This window comes from Shewanella sp. Arc9-LZ (assembly GCF_010092445.1).
Taxonomy (GTDB): domain Bacteria; phylum Pseudomonadota; class Gammaproteobacteria; order Enterobacterales; family Shewanellaceae; genus Shewanella.
In genome coordinates this window covers 4,489,635-4,506,802 of the sequence record NZ_CP048031.1, presented here as the reverse complement: position 1 = coordinate 4,506,802, position 17,168 = coordinate 4,489,635, and the positions used below count along the sequence as shown (strand labels likewise).

The window sequence follows — 17,168 nt, the reverse complement described above, 5'->3', positions numbered from 1 at the left end:
AGTCGAGTATATAAATAAGCAGACAAAATTGGCTGTTTTTGCCATACTGGATCCGCTAGTATAAGTCTCTGACACTGTTGTGATTTAAGTGATTGAAGTGTTCGGATATAGATTGGCAGAACAAAGAGGGCATTATCAAATTGAGTCAACAACGCAATATTCAGCTTGGGTTTACCTTGGTTGAATTAGTTACCACCATGATTGTGATTGGTATTATTGCCGTGGCGGTGTTGCCGCGTTTGATGTCTGATTCATCTTTTAGTGCCTACAGTTTACGCAGTGAATTTATTAGTGAGTTACGCCAGGTCCAACTTAAAGCCATCCAGAATACTGATCAGTGTTATCAAATTGATGTGACATCAAGCGGTTATACGTTACGCCATTTTAGCGGAAGAGCCGCTAGCTTATGTACAAACCAAGTACGTATAGAGCAACAACAAACCTTCAGCGGCAATGCTCATGTCGCCTTAACCAGTAATGCTAGCCAAGTGTTTTCGATTACCTTCGACAGCTTAGGTCGCATGTTATCTCCGGCTTGTTCTGGCCATTGCTTTAATGTGGTGGCAGATGAAACCTTAGCCATTGCGGTAGAGTCTGAGGGGTATATTTATGCTCCGTAACATTCAATTTCATCGTTTATCACAACCTACTCGTGGTTTTACTTTAATCGAACTTGTCATTGGCATGATGGTGATCGGCATTGCGATAGTGATGCTCACTAGCATGCTTTTTCCCCAGGCGGATAGAGCAGCATCAACATTACAAAGAGTGCGTTCGGCAGAATTAGCTCATTCGGTAATGAATGAAATTTGGGGTAAGCGATATGATCAAAATACCAATCCTAATGGCGGAGTACCAGCGTGTAATGCACCTATTGGTATCGCTTGTACTGCAGCATCAGCATTAGGCCTAGACGGTGAAAGCCGAGACATGTTCAACGACGTTGATGATTATAATGGCTTGGATGAAGACGATAACATGCTCGACTCGAGCCAAACTTATGTCCAAGCCTATCCTCGCTATCAGTTGCAAGTCACTGTGGCATATCTCGACTCAGCAACGAAAGCGCAAAAATTAATTACAGTAGATGTAACAACCCCTGCTAATGAAGTGATCACTTACCAAGCGGTAAGGAGTAACTACTAATGCTTTTACGACGAGGATTAAAAGCAGCAGGTTTTACCTTAATTGAAATGGTTACGGTCATTTTAATCTTAGGGATTATTATTGTTGGGATTAGTAGTTTTGTGATTTTTGGTACCCGTATTTTTGTTGAATCAAGTGCGGTAGATCAAGTGCTCAGTCAAAGCCGTTTTGGTATCGAGCGGATGACCCGAGATATTCGCCGTGCAGTGCCCAATAGTATGCGGGTACTTACCGCAACCGATGGCAGTTATCAGTGTTTGGAGTTACTGCCTATTAGCACCAGCACATCGTTTCTTGAAGCACCGTTTGTGCCTCAAATTGCGCAAAATACCATAACCGCGATTAAAAGTATTCGTCCCATTAATGCTGCTCAGTCAGTGCTAATTTATCCTTTAACCAATAGCGAAATTTATAATCCTCAAGCGACTACCGGCAAACGATTTATTGTGCAGAGTGTGGCTGAAATAAGCGATCAACTCACCATTACATTAACTCAAAGTGTGCGTTTTACTGAGGCCTCACCGTTAAAACGCTTGTTTGTTGCCGATAGCCCATTAAGCTACTGTTTTGTTAATACAGCTAGCAATGTTGATCTGCGCCTGTACCAAAACTATGGTTATAAGGTCAATCAGCCTGCACCAGCAGCAATGGGCAATGGCGTATTGATGACACAAAATGTCACTAATACCTTAGCGGTTAATCCCGCGGTGATCTTGACTCCATCGACACTGGTGACTAATGCTATAGTGCATTTGCAGCCACTATTTAGCGTCAATGGTGAAACATTTCAATATCAACATCAAGTACAGGTGATGAATGTTCCCTAAGCTGAAATTAACCCAACATTCTCAACAAGGTAGCGCACTAATTATTGGTGTATTTGTGCTAACGGTGATGTTTTTACTTGCCGCGAGTTTAATTCGTATTGTCGGTGATGCAGATGAATCTGTAAACATGGAGGTGTGGGGCACTCGAGCTTTGTTTAGTGCCAATAGCGGCGCCGATACGGCGTTGGCTGAGTTATTTCCACTGTTAGGTTCAGCAGCTAATTGTACTAATGTTAGCCCTACATGGACGCCGCCAAGCGGATTAAATGGGTTTCATAACTGCACTGTGTCGATTAGCTGCAATACTGCCTCTGTGGGCAGTGTCACGCAATATCGAATTAACAGCTCAGCGGTATGTAAAACCGGTAATTGTGCTGGTAACTCCAGCAGTTCAACGTGTTTGCGAGTGAGTCGCCAAGTGGAGGTAGAAGCGCGTGGGAAATAAAGCTGGGTTACTGAAAGGTAAAGCTTGGGGCTTATTTTTTAAGTTCTTACTCTGTTTTAGTTTCGGCTTAACTGGTTTCCCTTTGATGGCGAGTTGGGACAGTAGCTTTATTGAAGGGCTTAATGCCCACGGTACTGATGCCACCATAGATTTTGCCAGTGGAGCTCGATTATATAATGCACCAACCAATGGTCAGTTGCCCGCGACTCGAGTCGATGAGGTGGATAAGTCCTGCGTGCCAAATAATGACAAGGAAAAAAAATGTAAGGCTTCGTCTCCCATTGCGACTATTCCCAGCGACCGCTTAGCCTTTAGTCAATGTACTTCTACTAGCACTGAACAAATAGGGCCTCCTACATCGGCTGCCCCCAATGTCACTGTTGAACAGGGGGAATATGGCGATATCAATTTAAGCGGCGGCAGTGATAGGACACTGACTTTCAATACGGGAAATGGCATTTACAAAATGAAGTCTCTGACGGCATCATCAGGTAAAATAGTGCTATCGTCTGGGCAATATTGGATTGAAACCTTATCTATAAACAATGGTGTGGAATTTGAGTTTCCAACCACAGGTACAGTGACGTTTTTTATTAAAAATGATTATAGACACTACAATCTAAACTTAATAAATGAGTCTGAAAGATTTATGATTTATACCTATGGCGATTTTGTGCTTAATGGTAATGCTCAACTTAATGCTTATGTCTTTGCTGAGGGGGACGCGACCATTAGTGGTAGTGCCCAGTTGGATGGGGCATTAACGGCAAGCAAAATAAAGTTAGAGGGTAATAGCTGGGTCAATTTTGATAATAAAGTATCTAATATTACCACAGTGCCTAATTGCACTATTAATATACCTCAGGCGGAATTTCATATTCAATATGGTAAATCTACTGTATCTGGCAGCGGCTCAACATATGTAACATTTGACGCAGCATTTCCCACTGCCGTCACACCATTAATTTTCTTAATGCCAACCACCGAAGAAAGTAACAACGATGGTCCTGCATCGGTATTCCTTGGCAGTGTTTCTAATCAAGGTTTTACTTGGTCTAAAAAAGAACCTAGTTCAACCACAAACCGTTATGTGAAATCGACTGAAATGCCTGAAGTACACTGGATAGCCGTCACAGCTGGCACTTATGAACTCCCAGACGACGTAACACTAATTGCAGGTTCAGTTGATTATGATCAGGCTATATTTGGTTCCAGTGCCCCTTATACCTCTGTTACTTTACCTGCTACCCAAGATGTGGTGTTGAATCAGATTCAAACTCAGAATAATGACTGTTGGTTAACGAGTACCTCCGAGTTTACGGGCACAGGAATTCAACTTGCATTAGATGCGTCAGAGGTTTATAGCAATAGTCGATGTCAACCAGATAATTTAAATAACAATTCAATTCAAAATGAAACCATTGGTTATTTATCGTTGAGCACCCCTAGCGGTACAACGGCTAGCGGTACCATGACCTTAAATGGTGTAGAAACCAATTACCACTTTGGTCAAGCGCAAACGTTTACGGATAACGGCACTAAGGATATTACAGATCAATGTGCTGTAACGACCGAATTAAAGGGGTTTACTAATGCTCCTATGTTGGTGGCGGGTAAAAATAGCCGCTTAGGTGGCGATGGCGGCTGGCTTCGTCGTTGTCAGTTGACTAACGACAAAGTGAGTATGGTCGTTGACGAAGATACTTTTAGAGATAACGACCGCAAACATCGTTGGGAGAATTACAGTTTTGTGGCTTTTGAGAAAAAAGTAGACACCTTAGTTTGTTTTCGTGACGAATTTACGCGTTCTGATGTTGGTGATGATTGGGCGCTCAAGGTCTTAGGCTCTTCATTACCGCCCTCAATAAAAGAAGGGCGTCTGCGTTTTACCTCTGCTAGCGGTAATCAAGCGACATCCAGTACTTATCAGCGATTATTCCCTGCTGCGAATAATTTAGTTGAGCTGGAGTTTGACTATTATGCTTGGTCGAGTCTAAGTGGCACAGGGGCTGACGGCATTGCAATTATCTTGTCCGATGCCAGTATTACTCCTCAGCCTGGCAGTTTTGGTGGTGCCTTAGGATATGCCCAGCGTAACAACGGCACTCCCGGTTTTGCTGGTGGTTGGTTAGGTATCGCACTGGATGAGTATGGTAATTTTTCTAGCCCCAATGAAGGTAAAGTGGGTGGACCAGGCTTTAGAAGTCAGGCGGTGGCTATCCGTGGTTCCTCAGGCACAAATTACCAATATCTAACAGGTACTAATGCCAACATTTCCCCCAGAATTGATGTGCGCAATACGGCCAGTGCTCAGCCAAACCATAAATATAAAATCATCATCGATTCGCGAACACCAGGCAAAGCCATGGTGTCTGTGCTGCGTGATACGTTAAATAGAGATAATCCAGCTGACTTCGTGACTTTAATCGCTCCTTTTGATGCATTAAGTTTCTCGGGGCAAGCTCCTGTCCCTAAAGATTTTTACCTATCTATAACTGGCTCTACGGGTGGCTCTAACAATAATCATGAGATGGATAACTTTAAGGTTTGTGCCCTTAAATCCAATCCAGTCGGTCAACAAATTCATCATTTTGAGTTTGACTATACCAGCTCGCCGTTTACCTGTAAGGCCGAAACCATGACGGTCAGAGCCTGTAAAGATGCGGTATGTAATTTGTTTACTGATCCCGTAGAGGCTAATTTGTCGCTTGCTCCTAATTCCAATGGTGCTTGGTATGTCGACGGTAGTAAAACAAATGTAGTGAGGTTTGAAAATGGCAGTGCAACGGTCGCTTTACGCAACAATGTGACTACGCCAACCACTATTGGGGTAACATCTTCCATTCCTTCAACCATAGCAGGCAGTAACACCTTGTGCCGCCGTGGTTCGGGAGGGCTAACTACAGCAAGTTGTACCTTAAGCTTTGCCGAGAGCGGTTTTATTTTTGTTGTGCCAGATAAGCTGGCAAACAAGCCAACTGACAACATTACTATTAGTGCAGTGAAAACCTCAGATATCACTCAACAGTGCGTACCTCTGTTTTCCAAAACCACTAAAAATGTCAATTTTTGGAGCTCTTATATCGACCCCATCAATCCAATTAATGGCCAGTCATTAACAGTAAATAGTACCGTGGTGGGTAAACAGAGTAGCGCAGCAACAACGCTTGCGTTGGCATTTGATGCAACGGGCAAAGCAAATATTAATGTGAACTATCCAGATGCAGGAAAAATACAGCTAGATGCAAAGTATACTGGCACAGGCGATGAGCAGGGGTTGATCATGTTAGGTTCAGATCAGTTTGTTAGTTTCCCTGTAGGCTTATGCGTTACCCCCAAAGATAGTGTTGCAGAGTGCTCTGCAAATATTAGTAGTACTTGTAATCGATATAAAAAAGCTGGCGAGTCATTTGATTTAATTATTCAAGGTAAAGCATGGCAAGCGGATGGGGACACAAATTACTGCGATAATGTAAATACCCCTAATTATTCCCATACTAATATTGTATTAGGTCATCAGTTGGTTGCTCCAGCCGGAGGTGTGTTAGGGGTTGTGGGATCATCGCTATACAATCATGCTGCGCAAACGACTAATAGTAATACCGTATCTCAGTCGGTAACCGAAGTGGGCGTCTTTAGCTTTACCGCTAATCCACCGAGTAGCTATTTAGGGTCGAGTTTTTATGACATTCCATTAGCCGCATCTCCTAATATAGGTCGTTTTATACCAGACCGATTTTTAGTCAGCAGTTCAAGTGTATTGCCATCTTGCGGTAGCTTTACCTACATGGATCAACCGTTTGGTTTGACATTAACATTAAGTGCCTTGAATACCGGTACTTACGTAACCCAAAATTATCAAGGAGCCTTTGCTAAAGGTAGTGCAAGCCTTGTGGGTGAAAACATCAATAATGGTGTAGATTTGAGTGGTAGATTAAGTGCTTTACCAATAAATGCTGGTTCTTGGGCTTTGGGTGAAGCAAACGTCGGATTATCTTATCAAGCAAATTTTCGTCGTACCGTGGCACCGGCTGTGGATGGACCATTTAGTCAGTTAGCTCTTGGCGTACAAGCATTTGATAATGATGGAGCGGTGTCGTTTATTGCCTCACCTGATATGCGTGCAGACAGCAGTGCTATTTGCGCTGACAGTAACACCTGCAATGCGAAACAATTGTCGACTCAAGATTTTCGTCATGGCAGAGTAGTGATGGATAATACTTATGGCCCTGAAAATGAAATTTTACGCATGCCAACGTATGCTCAATATTGGAATGGTAGCGGCTGGATAACTAACGTCAGTGATAGCTGTACTCGAGTAGTCGATCTACTTGATGGTAGCGAAATATACGACCCATTATTAACCTCTGGTGAAACCGTTACCCGTAGTGATGGCAACAGTGCCGTGAACGTTACGATGAACAATGGCCAACTCCCCTTATTATGGCAAAACACTGGTTCTGTCGCATATCGAGGTCAAGTGACCGCACCGCTACAAGCCGAGGATTGGTTTAAGTGGTATTGGAATTGGGACCAAGTAAGTCCGACTCAGCTCTATGAGCCAAGAGCAAGTGCGTACTTTGGTCGCTACCGAGGCCATGATAAGATCATTTATTGGCGTGAGGTTAGTCAATGATCCGAATAAAAAAGCATCTCTTTTACGCTTTTTAGGATTAAATTTGACCGATTAGCATTTTTTTAGATACTTTTACAAAAAAAAACGTCAGATTAGCAATTGTTAACCTGTTCGGTCTTGTAGAATGGGGGTGTCATTGATAAAGTTAGCTGATTTTTCTTCTTCTGATTTCACAGAATACAGGCCTGATACATGTTCAAAAAGCTGCGCGGCATTTTTTCTAACGACCTATCCATCGATTTAGGTACGGCAAATACTCTTATTTATGTTCGCGATGAAGGCATCGTGTTGAACGAACCCTCAGTGGTTGCCATTCGCGGCGAACGCAATAGCAATGGACCAAAGTCAGTTGCTGCAGTCGGTAGAGAGGCAAAACAAATGCTAGGCAGAACGCCTGGTAATATTCAAGCTATTCGTCCAATGAAAGACGGCGTAATTGCCGATTTTTATGTTACCGAAAAAATGCTTCAGCACTTTATCAAACAAGTGCACAACAACAGTTTCTTCCGTCCTAGTCCTCGCGTACTCGTGTGTGTTCCGGTAGGCGCGACTCAAGTTGAACGCCGTGCTATTCGCGAATCAGCGATGGGCGCTGGTGCTCGTGAAGTTTATCTAATCGAAGAGCCAATGGCTGCTGCGATTGGTGCGGGTTTACCAGTATCTGAAGCGACCGGTTCTATGGTTGTCGATATTGGTGGTGGTACGACCGAAGTGGCGATTATTTCATTGAATGGCGTGGTGTATTCTTCATCAGTGCGTATCGGTGGAGATAAGTTTGACGATGCCATTATCAATTATGTTCGCCGTAACTACGGTAGTTTAATTGGTGAAGCAACAGCTGAGCGTATTAAACATACTATTGGTACAGCATACCCTGGTGACGAAGTACTTGAAATTGAAGTGCGCGGTCGTAACCTTGCTGAAGGTGTACCAAGAAGTTTCACCTTAAACAGCAATGAAATCTTAGAAGCATTACAAGAGCCATTATCTGGCATTGTGAGCGCGGTAATGGTTGCCCTTGAGCAATCACCACCGGAGCTAGCGTCAGATATTTCTGAGCGCGGCATGGTATTAACTGGCGGTGGTGCATTACTTCGTGACCTAGACCGTTTATTAATGCAAGAAACCGGTATTCCAGTTATGGTCGCAGACGATCCACTGACCTGTGTTGCTCGTGGTGGTGGTAAAGCTCTTGAAATGATTGATATGCACGGTGGTGATTTGTTCTCTGAAGAGAACTAATTATCAACTGCTGAGCGGCTTTGTTAATGGCATTTTATGGGTTAACAAAGTTGCGAACAATTTATGAAACCAATTTTCGTTCGTGGCGTCTCGAGTCAATTTAGATTGACACTGGCAATTATTTTGTCGGTGGCATTACTTATGACCAATAATCGCCTTGATCCAATACGCCAATCTTTATCCTCAGTATTAAGTCCTCTACAGTATTTAGCCAATGTACCAGGGGTGATGCTCGACTGGTCAGCCGAGGCTTTTGCCACCCGCAATATGCTTGAACTGCAAAACAAAGAACTGTTACGCCAACAACTGGTTATGTCAGAACGTTTACAACGTTTTGAGCATGTTCGCCAAGAAAATGAGCGTTTACGTGCATTACTCGGTTCGCCTGTGCACATGGATTCTCGTAAAATGGTGGCTGAAGTGATGGAAGTGGCCAGTGATCCATTTCGTCAATTTGTGGTGTTAAATCATGGTTCACAAACCGGCATTTATGTTGGTCAACCTGTGGTTGATGCCCAGGGCGTTGTGGGACAGGTGGTGGAGGTTAGTGAGTTTACCAGTCGAGTATTGATGGTGTCCGATACCACTCATGGTATTCCGGTACGTGTTACCCGTAACGATGTGCGGGCCATTGCGAATGGCATGGGTGATATTGATCAAATTGAACTACGTCATGTGGCGAAAAGCACTGACATTATAGTGGGTGATTTATTAGTCACTTCAGGGCTGGGTAATCGTTTTCCTGAAGGGTATCCTGTCGCGCGCGTTATTAGCGTGTCGCGTGATGATGGCCAGAGTTATGCCGTAATTTATGCTCAGCCTTTGGCAGCGCTAGATCGTATTCGATACGTGTTACTGATTTGGCCTGATGAAACCAAACCGTTTACGCTGCCTAATGACGTACAAGAGTTAATAAAAGAAGCGGCAGATAAAGCCGCTGCCACTGCAAATTCTTCAGCGCCCCAACCTCAACCCGTAGAAACAACCACTACACCAGTAACAAGCGAGGTAAACCAATGAGCGCACATATTGCAAATGGTCGCTTAGTGGTATGGCTGACCTTATTCATCGGGATGATGTTTCAGATTATGCCGTTGCCAAAAATGGTAGAAGCCTGGCGACCGGATTGGCTATTGATGGTGATGATGTATTGGGCCATGGCGCTACCGCATCGTTACAGTATTCTCACTGCGTGGTTGTTAGGGGTGATGCTTGATGTGTTGTTAGGCGCTCATCTAGGGATCCGTTCATTAGCATTATCATTAGTGATTTATATTGTGGTGTTGTTGTGCCAACAGTTACGTAACTATCCTCGCTGGCAACAGTCGTTACTGGTTGCTTGTTTTATTTGTATTTATCATGCAGTGATATTTTGGGTGCAGTTTGTTGTTGTAGGCGCAGCCCCATTTAATGTGGACATGTTTTTACCCGCTATTTCGAGTTTATTTATTTGGTGGTGGGTGTTTTGGGTGTTACGCAATATGCGCCGCCATTATAAAGTACGTTAATCCTTACGCACTAAAGTGAGTATGATTTTAATGTACACTAATTAGGGTAAATAACCGATGGCATGGGTACTGGCTTCAACATCACCAAGAAGAAAAGAATTATTGGCGCAAGCGGGATTTAGTCATCTCGATTTTTCGTTTCAGCTTGTCGCACCCAACATTGATGAAACACCTTTGTTGACTGAAACGGCAGAGCAATATGTCTGTCGTCTCGCACTTGAAAAAGCCCAAGCGGGCCTAGTGCTTAGCGGTCATGTGGTTAAGCCTCAAGTTCTGGGTTCAGATACGATAGTGGTGTTAAATGGCCTGATATTAGGTAAACCAACAGATTTAAATGATGCCAAACGTATGCTGGCATTATTATCCGGTCAAACTCACGAAGTGATGACCGCGGTAGCGTTAACAGACGGTGAACACACCTTTAACCGACTATGCCGTACCCAAGTGAGCTTTTGTGAATTGTCTGCAGCAGACATAGATGCTTATGTTGCCTCAGGTGAACCGATGGACAAAGCCGGTGCTTACGGTATACAAGCTCTGGGTGGTTGTTTTGTTAAATCGATTACTGGCAGTTACTCTGCAGTGGTTGGTTTGCCGTTAGTCGAAACACGTGAATTATTAGCCTGCATGATGCAGCAAACTTAACCTTTGCTTTAATCGGTCATCTACGGTGGTACAACTGCTGTCAATATTACGATTGGAGCATGACCCGAATACTGGTGGCTTATGAACATAAAAGCACAACGTAAAAAAGGCACAGAATTACTTATCAATGTCACGCCAACAGAAGCGCGTGTTGCATTAGTCGAGCATGGTGTTTTACAAGAGGTGCATATTGAACGTCGCATGAAGCGAGGTTTGGTCGGCAATATTTACAAAGGTAAAATCAGCCGTGTCCTCCCAGGTATGCAAGCCGCGTTTGTTGATATTGGCTTAGATAAAGCTGCTTTCTTACATGCCTCAGATATTGTTCCTCATACCGAATGTGTTGCCGATGTCGAAAAAGGCAACTTTGTGGTGCGTGATATTGCTGAGCTCGTGCGTCAAGGGCAAGACATTATGGTGCAAGTGGTCAAAGACCCACTCGGTACCAAAGGCGCCCGCCTTACGACTGACATTACCTTACCCTCACGTTATTTAGTCTTTATGCCTGGTTCTAGTCATGTTGGCGTATCGCAACGTATTGAGCTTGAAGATGAACGTCAACGCCTTAAAAATATTACTCTTCCTTATGTTGATGATGACGGCGGCTTTATTATTCGTACCGCGGCTGAAAATGTGGGTGAAGATGAACTTGCTCAAGATGCGGCCTTTTTACGCCGGGTGTGGGCTAAAGTCAGCGAGCGTCGTAAGCGTAAAGGCGTCACTTTACTGTATCAAGACTTAGCCTTACCAGTGCGGATCATTCGTGATTTTGTCGGTACTGAGCTTGACCATATTCAAGTCGATTCGCGTCGAACTTATGCAGAGCTGCAACAGTTTGTGCAAGAGTTTATGCCTGAAATTGCGGATAAAATTGAACATTATGCCGGCCCCGCACCTATCTTTGAATTGTATGATGTTGAAAACGAAGTTCAACGGGCTTTGGGCCGTAAAGTTGAGCTTAAGTCTGGTGGTTATTTAATTATTGACCAAACTGAAGCCATGACTACCGTCGACATCAATACCGGCGCATTTGTTGGCCATCGCAACTTAGAAGAAACCATTTTCAATACTAATCTCGAAGCCACTCAAGCAATTGCAAGGCAACTACGGTTACGCAATTTGGGTGGGATTATCATTATCGACTTTATCGATATGTTAAGTAAGGAACACCAAGCGCGGGTGCTAGAAAGCTTAAATGCTGCATTGGCGTTAGATCGCGTTAAAACCAGTGTCAGTGGTTTTTCGGGCTTAGGTTTAGTGGAAATGACCCGTAAACGTACTCGCGAAAGTTTAGAGCATGTGGTGTGTGGTGAATGCCCTTCCTGTAAAGGCACCGGCACCATGAAAACGATTGAAACCGTGTCTTATGAAATTTTTCGAGAGATTATCCGTTTAGACCGAGCATACAAAGCCGATGAGTTTTTACTGTATTGCTCGCCGGCGGTGTATATGAGCTTTAGTGGTGATGAATCGCATTTGCTGGCAGAATTAGAAGTCTACATTGGTAAGCGTATTCGTTTGCAAAATGAACCGTTATACATTCAAAGTAAATATGATGTGGTGATGATGTAGTGTCGACAACTCAGGCAGTAACTATCAACAGATTATGTTGGCAAATTTTGGCTATCGCGCTGGTGCTTTTTGCACTGGTTGTGAGCCTTATTCGTGGTTTATTGCCCCATATTCCTGAAGTACGTACTGAGTTAATCCATTATCTTGAAAGTGAATACCAACTGCATGTGCAGATGGATAAACTGAGTGCAGAATGGCAAGCTTTTGGGCCAGCACTTACCGTTAATAATTTAGTCTTACCGCCACAAGATAACTTACCGATTACCGTTATCAGCGAAAATGTGCATATCAAACTCGATTTTTGGCAATCGCTTTTCACCTTGAGCCCACAGATTGAAACGGTAGTATTTGATGGCGTTAAAGTCGCGTTAAATCTTGATGAGTTAACGGCTAGTGATGAGCAGGCTACAGTGGGCGATAAAGCTAATCTTGATTGGTTATATGGTCTGTTATTAGAACAGCTGGGACATTTTTCAATTACCGACGCGTCCTTACAACTGGTGAGTAAACAACATGCTTACCAGCCGATTTTTATCGATAATCTGCTATGGCAAAACACGGCTAATCGTCACCAAGCGCAAGGTATTATCCACGTCGATCAGCTTAAGTCGGAGCAAGAGCAATTAACATTACGCATTGACCTTACAGGGGATGGTTATCAACCCGATACTGTAGCAGGCCAGCTTTATGTTACCGCAGACTCATTAGACCTAGGTGAATGGGCGTCAAGGCAGCATACCGCTCAAACAATCACTGATAATATTGAATTTCAAGGCGTGATAAACCTCGATGCGTGGATGACATTTGCTCATCGTCAAATTCGTGATGGCATATTGGTTTTTAAACCCAGCTGGTTACAATGGCACGATGCAGACACCCAGCAAAAATTTGCAATTAACTCAGGTTCATTGCTATGGACTCTACAACCCGATGGTTGGAAAATAGACAGCCACGATTTAGATTTATCGACCAATGATCAAACTTGGCCATCATTAACGCTGGCAATTGGCACTCGCGAGGGTGACTTTTTTGGTTACGCTAACCAGATTATTCCAGCGAACTTAACCCCAATGTTGCCGCTAGTGCCCGATTTGGGTAAGCAGCAAGTGAATATTTGGCAACAACTCAACCCTCAAGGGCTAATTGGGCCGATTAGGCTGTATAAACCGGACGACAAACCCCTTATCGCCAAGGTCGAGTTACAGCAATTACAGTGGCAACCTTATCTGTCAGTACCTGGTATTAGCCCTATTGATGCTCAATTAACCTGGGCCAATAATCAACTCGAGTTTGCCTTACCAGAGCAGGAGTATACGCTCGATTTTAGCGGTGATTTTGGTCAACCAATTGTGCTGCGTGGCAGCCCAATTATGGGGCGTTATAATGTCGAACAACAACGCTTAACAGTACCTAATATTGAATTTATTAATGATGATATTGCCCTGCAAGCAGGTTTGAATCTTGAGTTTTCCCAGCAGACACATATGGGTTTAGCTGCTCATGTCACTATTAATGATGTCTCTCATCTTGGGCGGTATTTTCCATTAATGGCGATGAGCCCCAATTTAATCGACTACCTGAATGACGGTTTAGTGGCTGGGAATATAAACGATGCACAAGTCGTTTGGCATGGTGCATTAGGCGATTATCCTTATCAAGATAGCAGTGGAGTATTTCAAGCTGGCTTTACCCTTGATAGCGGAATCTTTAAATTCCAACCAAATTGGCCTGCCGTTAGCTCGCTCACGCTTTCCGCATTATTTGAAAATGACATGATGGATTTGCATATTGATCAGGGCAAACTCGATAACGTGGTGGTGGACGGTGCGCGAGTTTCTATTCCACATCTTGGTAAAGAATCTTTATTAAGAGTAGAAGCAGATATCACCACCGATGCACAAGCCGCCACCAAAGTGATTAATGCCTCTTCATTGCGGGGTTCTGTTGGGGCAACGTTAGATGTGGTGCAAATTCAGCGAAATATTAATACCACATTAGATCTTTCCATTCCCTTATATAAAGGGGGTGAACAATTGATTAAAGGCCAAGTCACACTTGATAATAACCCAGTGTTTATTAACTCGCCTGGTTTAGATTTACAGGCTGTGTCAGGGCAAGTGAGCTTTGTAAATCAATTGATTGAAGGTAAGAATATTAAGGCCAGATTATTTCAACAGCCGTTAACGTTTAGCGTAAAGACCGGTAAACACAACAGCAATTTAGCATTGAATGTCGATATGCGTGGCAAATGGGATCTTGATGCTCTGCCTGCCAGTTTACATAACCCAATGACGGAAACGTACCATGGGCAGCTAGACTGGAACGGCGGGCTAACCATGATTTTTGACCCCAGTGGTTACAGCTTACAAGTCTCTGCTAATTCCGATCTTATCGGTACGTTATTGGATTTACCGATGCCTTATCAAAAATCTGCAGACGAGCCCAGAAAGCTAAGTGCGGATCTTATTGGCGATAACAAACAATCATCATTGAGCATTAAACTGGGCAATGATCTGGAGTTTTGGGGAGGATTTAATGCTGATAGCGGCAGTCAGCTTGCCTATTATGATGTCATGATTGGTCGCCACTTTAGACTAGGTGACAACTTAAATAAGCAACAAGGACATCTACATTTAGACTTGCCAAAAGTGGATTTAGCGCAGTGGCTCCCGCTCATTAATCGCTTTAGTGCCACCTCAGAACCTGAAGTGATCACCTCATCGGTACGCGACCGCATCTTAACGGCTGCAGAGCTACCTGGCGCTACAGCACAACATAATGCCACCTCTTCGATTGACGCTACAGCCCCCGCATTCCCTAAATTAGTCGGTATTCATGCCAACATCGCTCAATTAAATGTATTGGGGCAATCATTTGATAAATTGCATTTTGATGCTCAACCCACTGAACATGTGTGGCGCGTTGACGCTGATTCGCAGCAGTTTGAGGGACGTATCGATTTTTATCCTAACTGGCGCGATCAAGGCATCAAAGTGGTCGCGAAAAAGCTGCATTTATTCCCGGTAGTGAGTGGCCCTGAAACCGTTGAGTTAGCGCCAACGTCGATGCTAGAGAATCTGCCTACTTTAGCTGTAGATGTTGATGACTTTAGCGTTAATGATTTATCACTAGGTCACTTAGTGCTGCAAGGCTTACCACATAAACAAGGCTACCAATTTCAAACTGTTTCCATCACAAAACCGACGGTAGCATTACAGGCCAACGGTTTATGGTCTGTTGAAAATGGTATCGATAAAACCCTGTTTGAGGTTAATTTACAGGCTGACAAGTTTGATGACTTATCGACGATGTTAAAAATAAACCCGGGATTGCAAGATGCACCACTGGACCTCTCCGGTCAGTTATCTTGGCAAGGCGCACCTTATCACTTCGCCCTCGACACCTTAAACGGCCAACTTAAGTTTGATTTGGGCAAAGGTCATTTATCGGAGATTAGTGATAAAGGTGCCCGAGTGTTTTCGTTATTTAGTTTAGATTCGTTGTTGCGCAAATTATCGTTAGATTTTTCGGACGTGTTTGGCGAAGGTTTATATTTCAATACATTTAACGGAAACTTGACGATTGATAATGGGGTGGTTAAAACCACTGATTCTGAAATGGATGCTATTGCTGGTAATATGCGAGTTAGAGGCTACACCGACTTAACCACCCAAAGCTTAAATTATGACATTCGTTTTGTGCCGCAACTTGCGTCAAGTGTGCCAACCGTGGTGTTATTGAGTACGAGTGCATGGACCCTAGGTTTAGGCGCGTTTGCCCTAACGAAAGTGTTAGAACCGGTTATTGAAGTTATCTCTGAAATTCGATTCCGAGTCACCGGTACCATGGACAACCCGCAGCTAGAAGAGCTTGAGCGTAAGAGTAAAGAAATCGAAATACCTAAAGCAATTTTACCGCAAGCGGACGAGACCAGTGTAGAGACGACTATTGGAGCTAAAGCCAAAGCTAACATAGATACTACAGCTAACGTAGAAACTAAAGCTAACATAGACAGTAAAGCAGAAAATAACGTTGAGGCAGATGTTCAGCGTGGCGATAACGCTCGTGAAGCGGAAGATAAATCGCTACCAAGAAGTTCGCCATCCACGCAACTTATGCCAGATATCGATAATTCATCTGATGCAAATCAACCGTCAGCGACTGACACTGAAGTTGATCGAATGCGCAAAACTTTAGCCGAGCCAGCAACTAATGTCGTTATGCTACCAGGAGTGAGAAATGCAAATCAGCTTATTACAATGTCAAAGCAGTCGCGATGTCAAAGCCAATCTCGCGTTTGTCGACTCGCAGCTTAAAGACTTACCCCGCGAGGCCGATGAAGCGCAATTAGTGGTGTTGCCCGAGTGTTGTTTATTGTTTGGTGGCCATGAAAGCCAGCAACTTGAACATGCTGGCAACGAGCATCAAAGTGAGCTTAAAGATGCATTAGCTGCAATGGCAAAACAATACCAAGTGTATTTTATTGCCGGCACCATTCCCATGCGTGCTGATGATGGTAGAGTCTTTAGCCGCTGTTATTTTTTTGATGATCATGGCGTCACCCTAGGTCATTACGATAAACTGCATTTATTCGATGTTGAGGTGGCAGATGGCACCAAGACTTATCGTGAAAGTGATACCTTTCATCCCGGTGATAGCATTTGTGTTATAGACACCCCTTTTGGCAAAGTCGGCTTAGCCGTTTGTTACGATATCCGTTTTGGCGATATGTTTCGAGCGTTGCGTTTAGCGGGAGCAGACTATATTGCGTTACCTTCTGCTTTTACCAAAGTCACTGGTGAAGCGCATTGGCAGGTGTTATTACAAGCCCGAGCCATTGAAACTCAATGTTATTTGTTGGGGGCGGGCCAATGGGGACAACATAACCAGGGCAGTCGAGAAACATGGGGTCACAGTATGATCGTCGACCCATGGGGCCGAGTGATTGCAGAACAAGCCACTGAATGCGGCTGGGTACAAGCTAAAGTCGATTTAACGGAACTACGGCGTATTCGTCAACAAATGCCAGTGATAGGCCATAATCGATTTATAGAACCGCAGTTGAAATAATACTGGTTTAAATAATACTGGTTGAAATAACACTGAACGAGCCTGACAGAAACCAAATTCGCAGTACGCGTTACCAA

General features: G+C 43.8%; 12 protein-coding genes. All 12 read left to right on the top strand.

Going from position 1 to position 17,168, the window contains the following annotated elements:
- Positions 1–131: 131 nt before the first annotated feature.
- The 12 genes from GUY17_RS19375 to GUY17_RS19320 all read left to right on the top strand — a co-directional run bounded on the left by GUY17_RS19375 (position 132) and on the right by GUY17_RS19320 (position 17,091).
- Positions 132–620, top strand: coding sequence for a type II secretion system protein (locus GUY17_RS19375; RefSeq protein ID WP_254439943.1), 489 nt, complete (start codon positions 132–134; stop codon positions 618–620).
- Positions 610–1,146, top strand: coding sequence for a prepilin-type N-terminal cleavage/methylation domain-containing protein (locus GUY17_RS19370; protein WP_162024058.1), 537 nt, complete (start codon positions 610–612; stop codon positions 1,144–1,146). Before GUY17_RS19375 ends, GUY17_RS19370 begins: the two co-directional genes overlap by 11 nt.
- Positions 1,146–1,973 (top strand): prepilin-type N-terminal cleavage/methylation domain-containing protein, encoded by an 828-nt coding sequence (locus GUY17_RS19365; protein ID WP_162024057.1) that lies wholly within the window; start codon positions 1,146–1,148, stop codon positions 1,971–1,973. Before GUY17_RS19370 ends, GUY17_RS19365 begins: the two co-directional genes overlap by 1 nt.
- On the top strand, positions 1,963–2,418 hold the full coding sequence (locus GUY17_RS19360) for an MSHA biogenesis protein MshP (protein ID WP_162024056.1): 456 nt from the start codon (positions 1,963–1,965) through the stop codon (positions 2,416–2,418). The genes GUY17_RS19365 and GUY17_RS19360 overlap by 11 nt, the downstream gene beginning before the upstream one ends.
- Positions 2,408–7,054, top strand: a complete 4,647-nt coding sequence (locus tag GUY17_RS19355; protein ID WP_174839663.1) for a DUF6701 domain-containing protein — start codon at positions 2,408–2,410, stop codon at positions 7,052–7,054. Before GUY17_RS19360 ends, GUY17_RS19355 begins: the two co-directional genes overlap by 11 nt.
- Before the next feature lie 192 nt (positions 7,055–7,246).
- The gene (locus tag GUY17_RS19350; protein WP_011639153.1) at positions 7,247–8,296 is read left to right on the top strand and encodes a rod shape-determining protein; all 1,050 of its coding nucleotides are present in this window, start codon (positions 7,247–7,249) and stop codon (positions 8,294–8,296) included.
- 63 nt (positions 8,297–8,359) lie between these two features.
- Positions 8,360–9,316 carry a rod shape-determining protein MreC gene (gene mreC, locus GUY17_RS19345; protein ID WP_101087684.1) on the top strand — a complete coding sequence of 319 codons (957 nt, stop codon included), beginning with the start codon at positions 8,360–8,362 and terminating at the stop codon, positions 9,314–9,316.
- Positions 9,313–9,804: a rod shape-determining protein MreD gene (gene mreD, locus GUY17_RS19340; RefSeq protein WP_011639151.1), complete on the top strand. Its 492-nt coding sequence runs from the start codon at positions 9,313–9,315 to the stop codon at positions 9,802–9,804. The genes mreC and mreD overlap by 4 nt, the downstream gene beginning before the upstream one ends.
- Before the next feature lie 57 nt (positions 9,805–9,861).
- Positions 9,862–10,449: a nucleoside triphosphate pyrophosphatase gene (locus tag GUY17_RS19335; RefSeq protein WP_101087683.1), complete on the top strand. Its 588-nt coding sequence runs from the start codon at positions 9,862–9,864 to the stop codon at positions 10,447–10,449.
- A gap of 81 nt (positions 10,450–10,530) precedes the next feature.
- The gene (gene rng / locus GUY17_RS19330; RefSeq protein WP_059747760.1) at positions 10,531–12,021 is read left to right on the top strand and encodes a ribonuclease G; all 1,491 of its coding nucleotides are present in this window, start codon (positions 10,531–10,533) and stop codon (positions 12,019–12,021) included.
- Complete coding sequence (locus GUY17_RS19325) at positions 12,021–16,337, top strand: YhdP family protein (protein WP_162024055.1); 4,317 nt, start codon at positions 12,021–12,023, stop codon at positions 16,335–16,337. The genes rng and GUY17_RS19325 overlap by 1 nt, the downstream gene beginning before the upstream one ends.
- The gene (locus tag GUY17_RS19320; protein ID WP_101087681.1) at positions 16,261–17,091 is read left to right on the top strand and encodes a carbon-nitrogen hydrolase family protein; all 831 of its coding nucleotides are present in this window, start codon (positions 16,261–16,263) and stop codon (positions 17,089–17,091) included. The genes GUY17_RS19325 and GUY17_RS19320 overlap by 77 nt, the downstream gene beginning before the upstream one ends.
- Positions 17,092–17,168 lie beyond the last annotated feature (77 nt).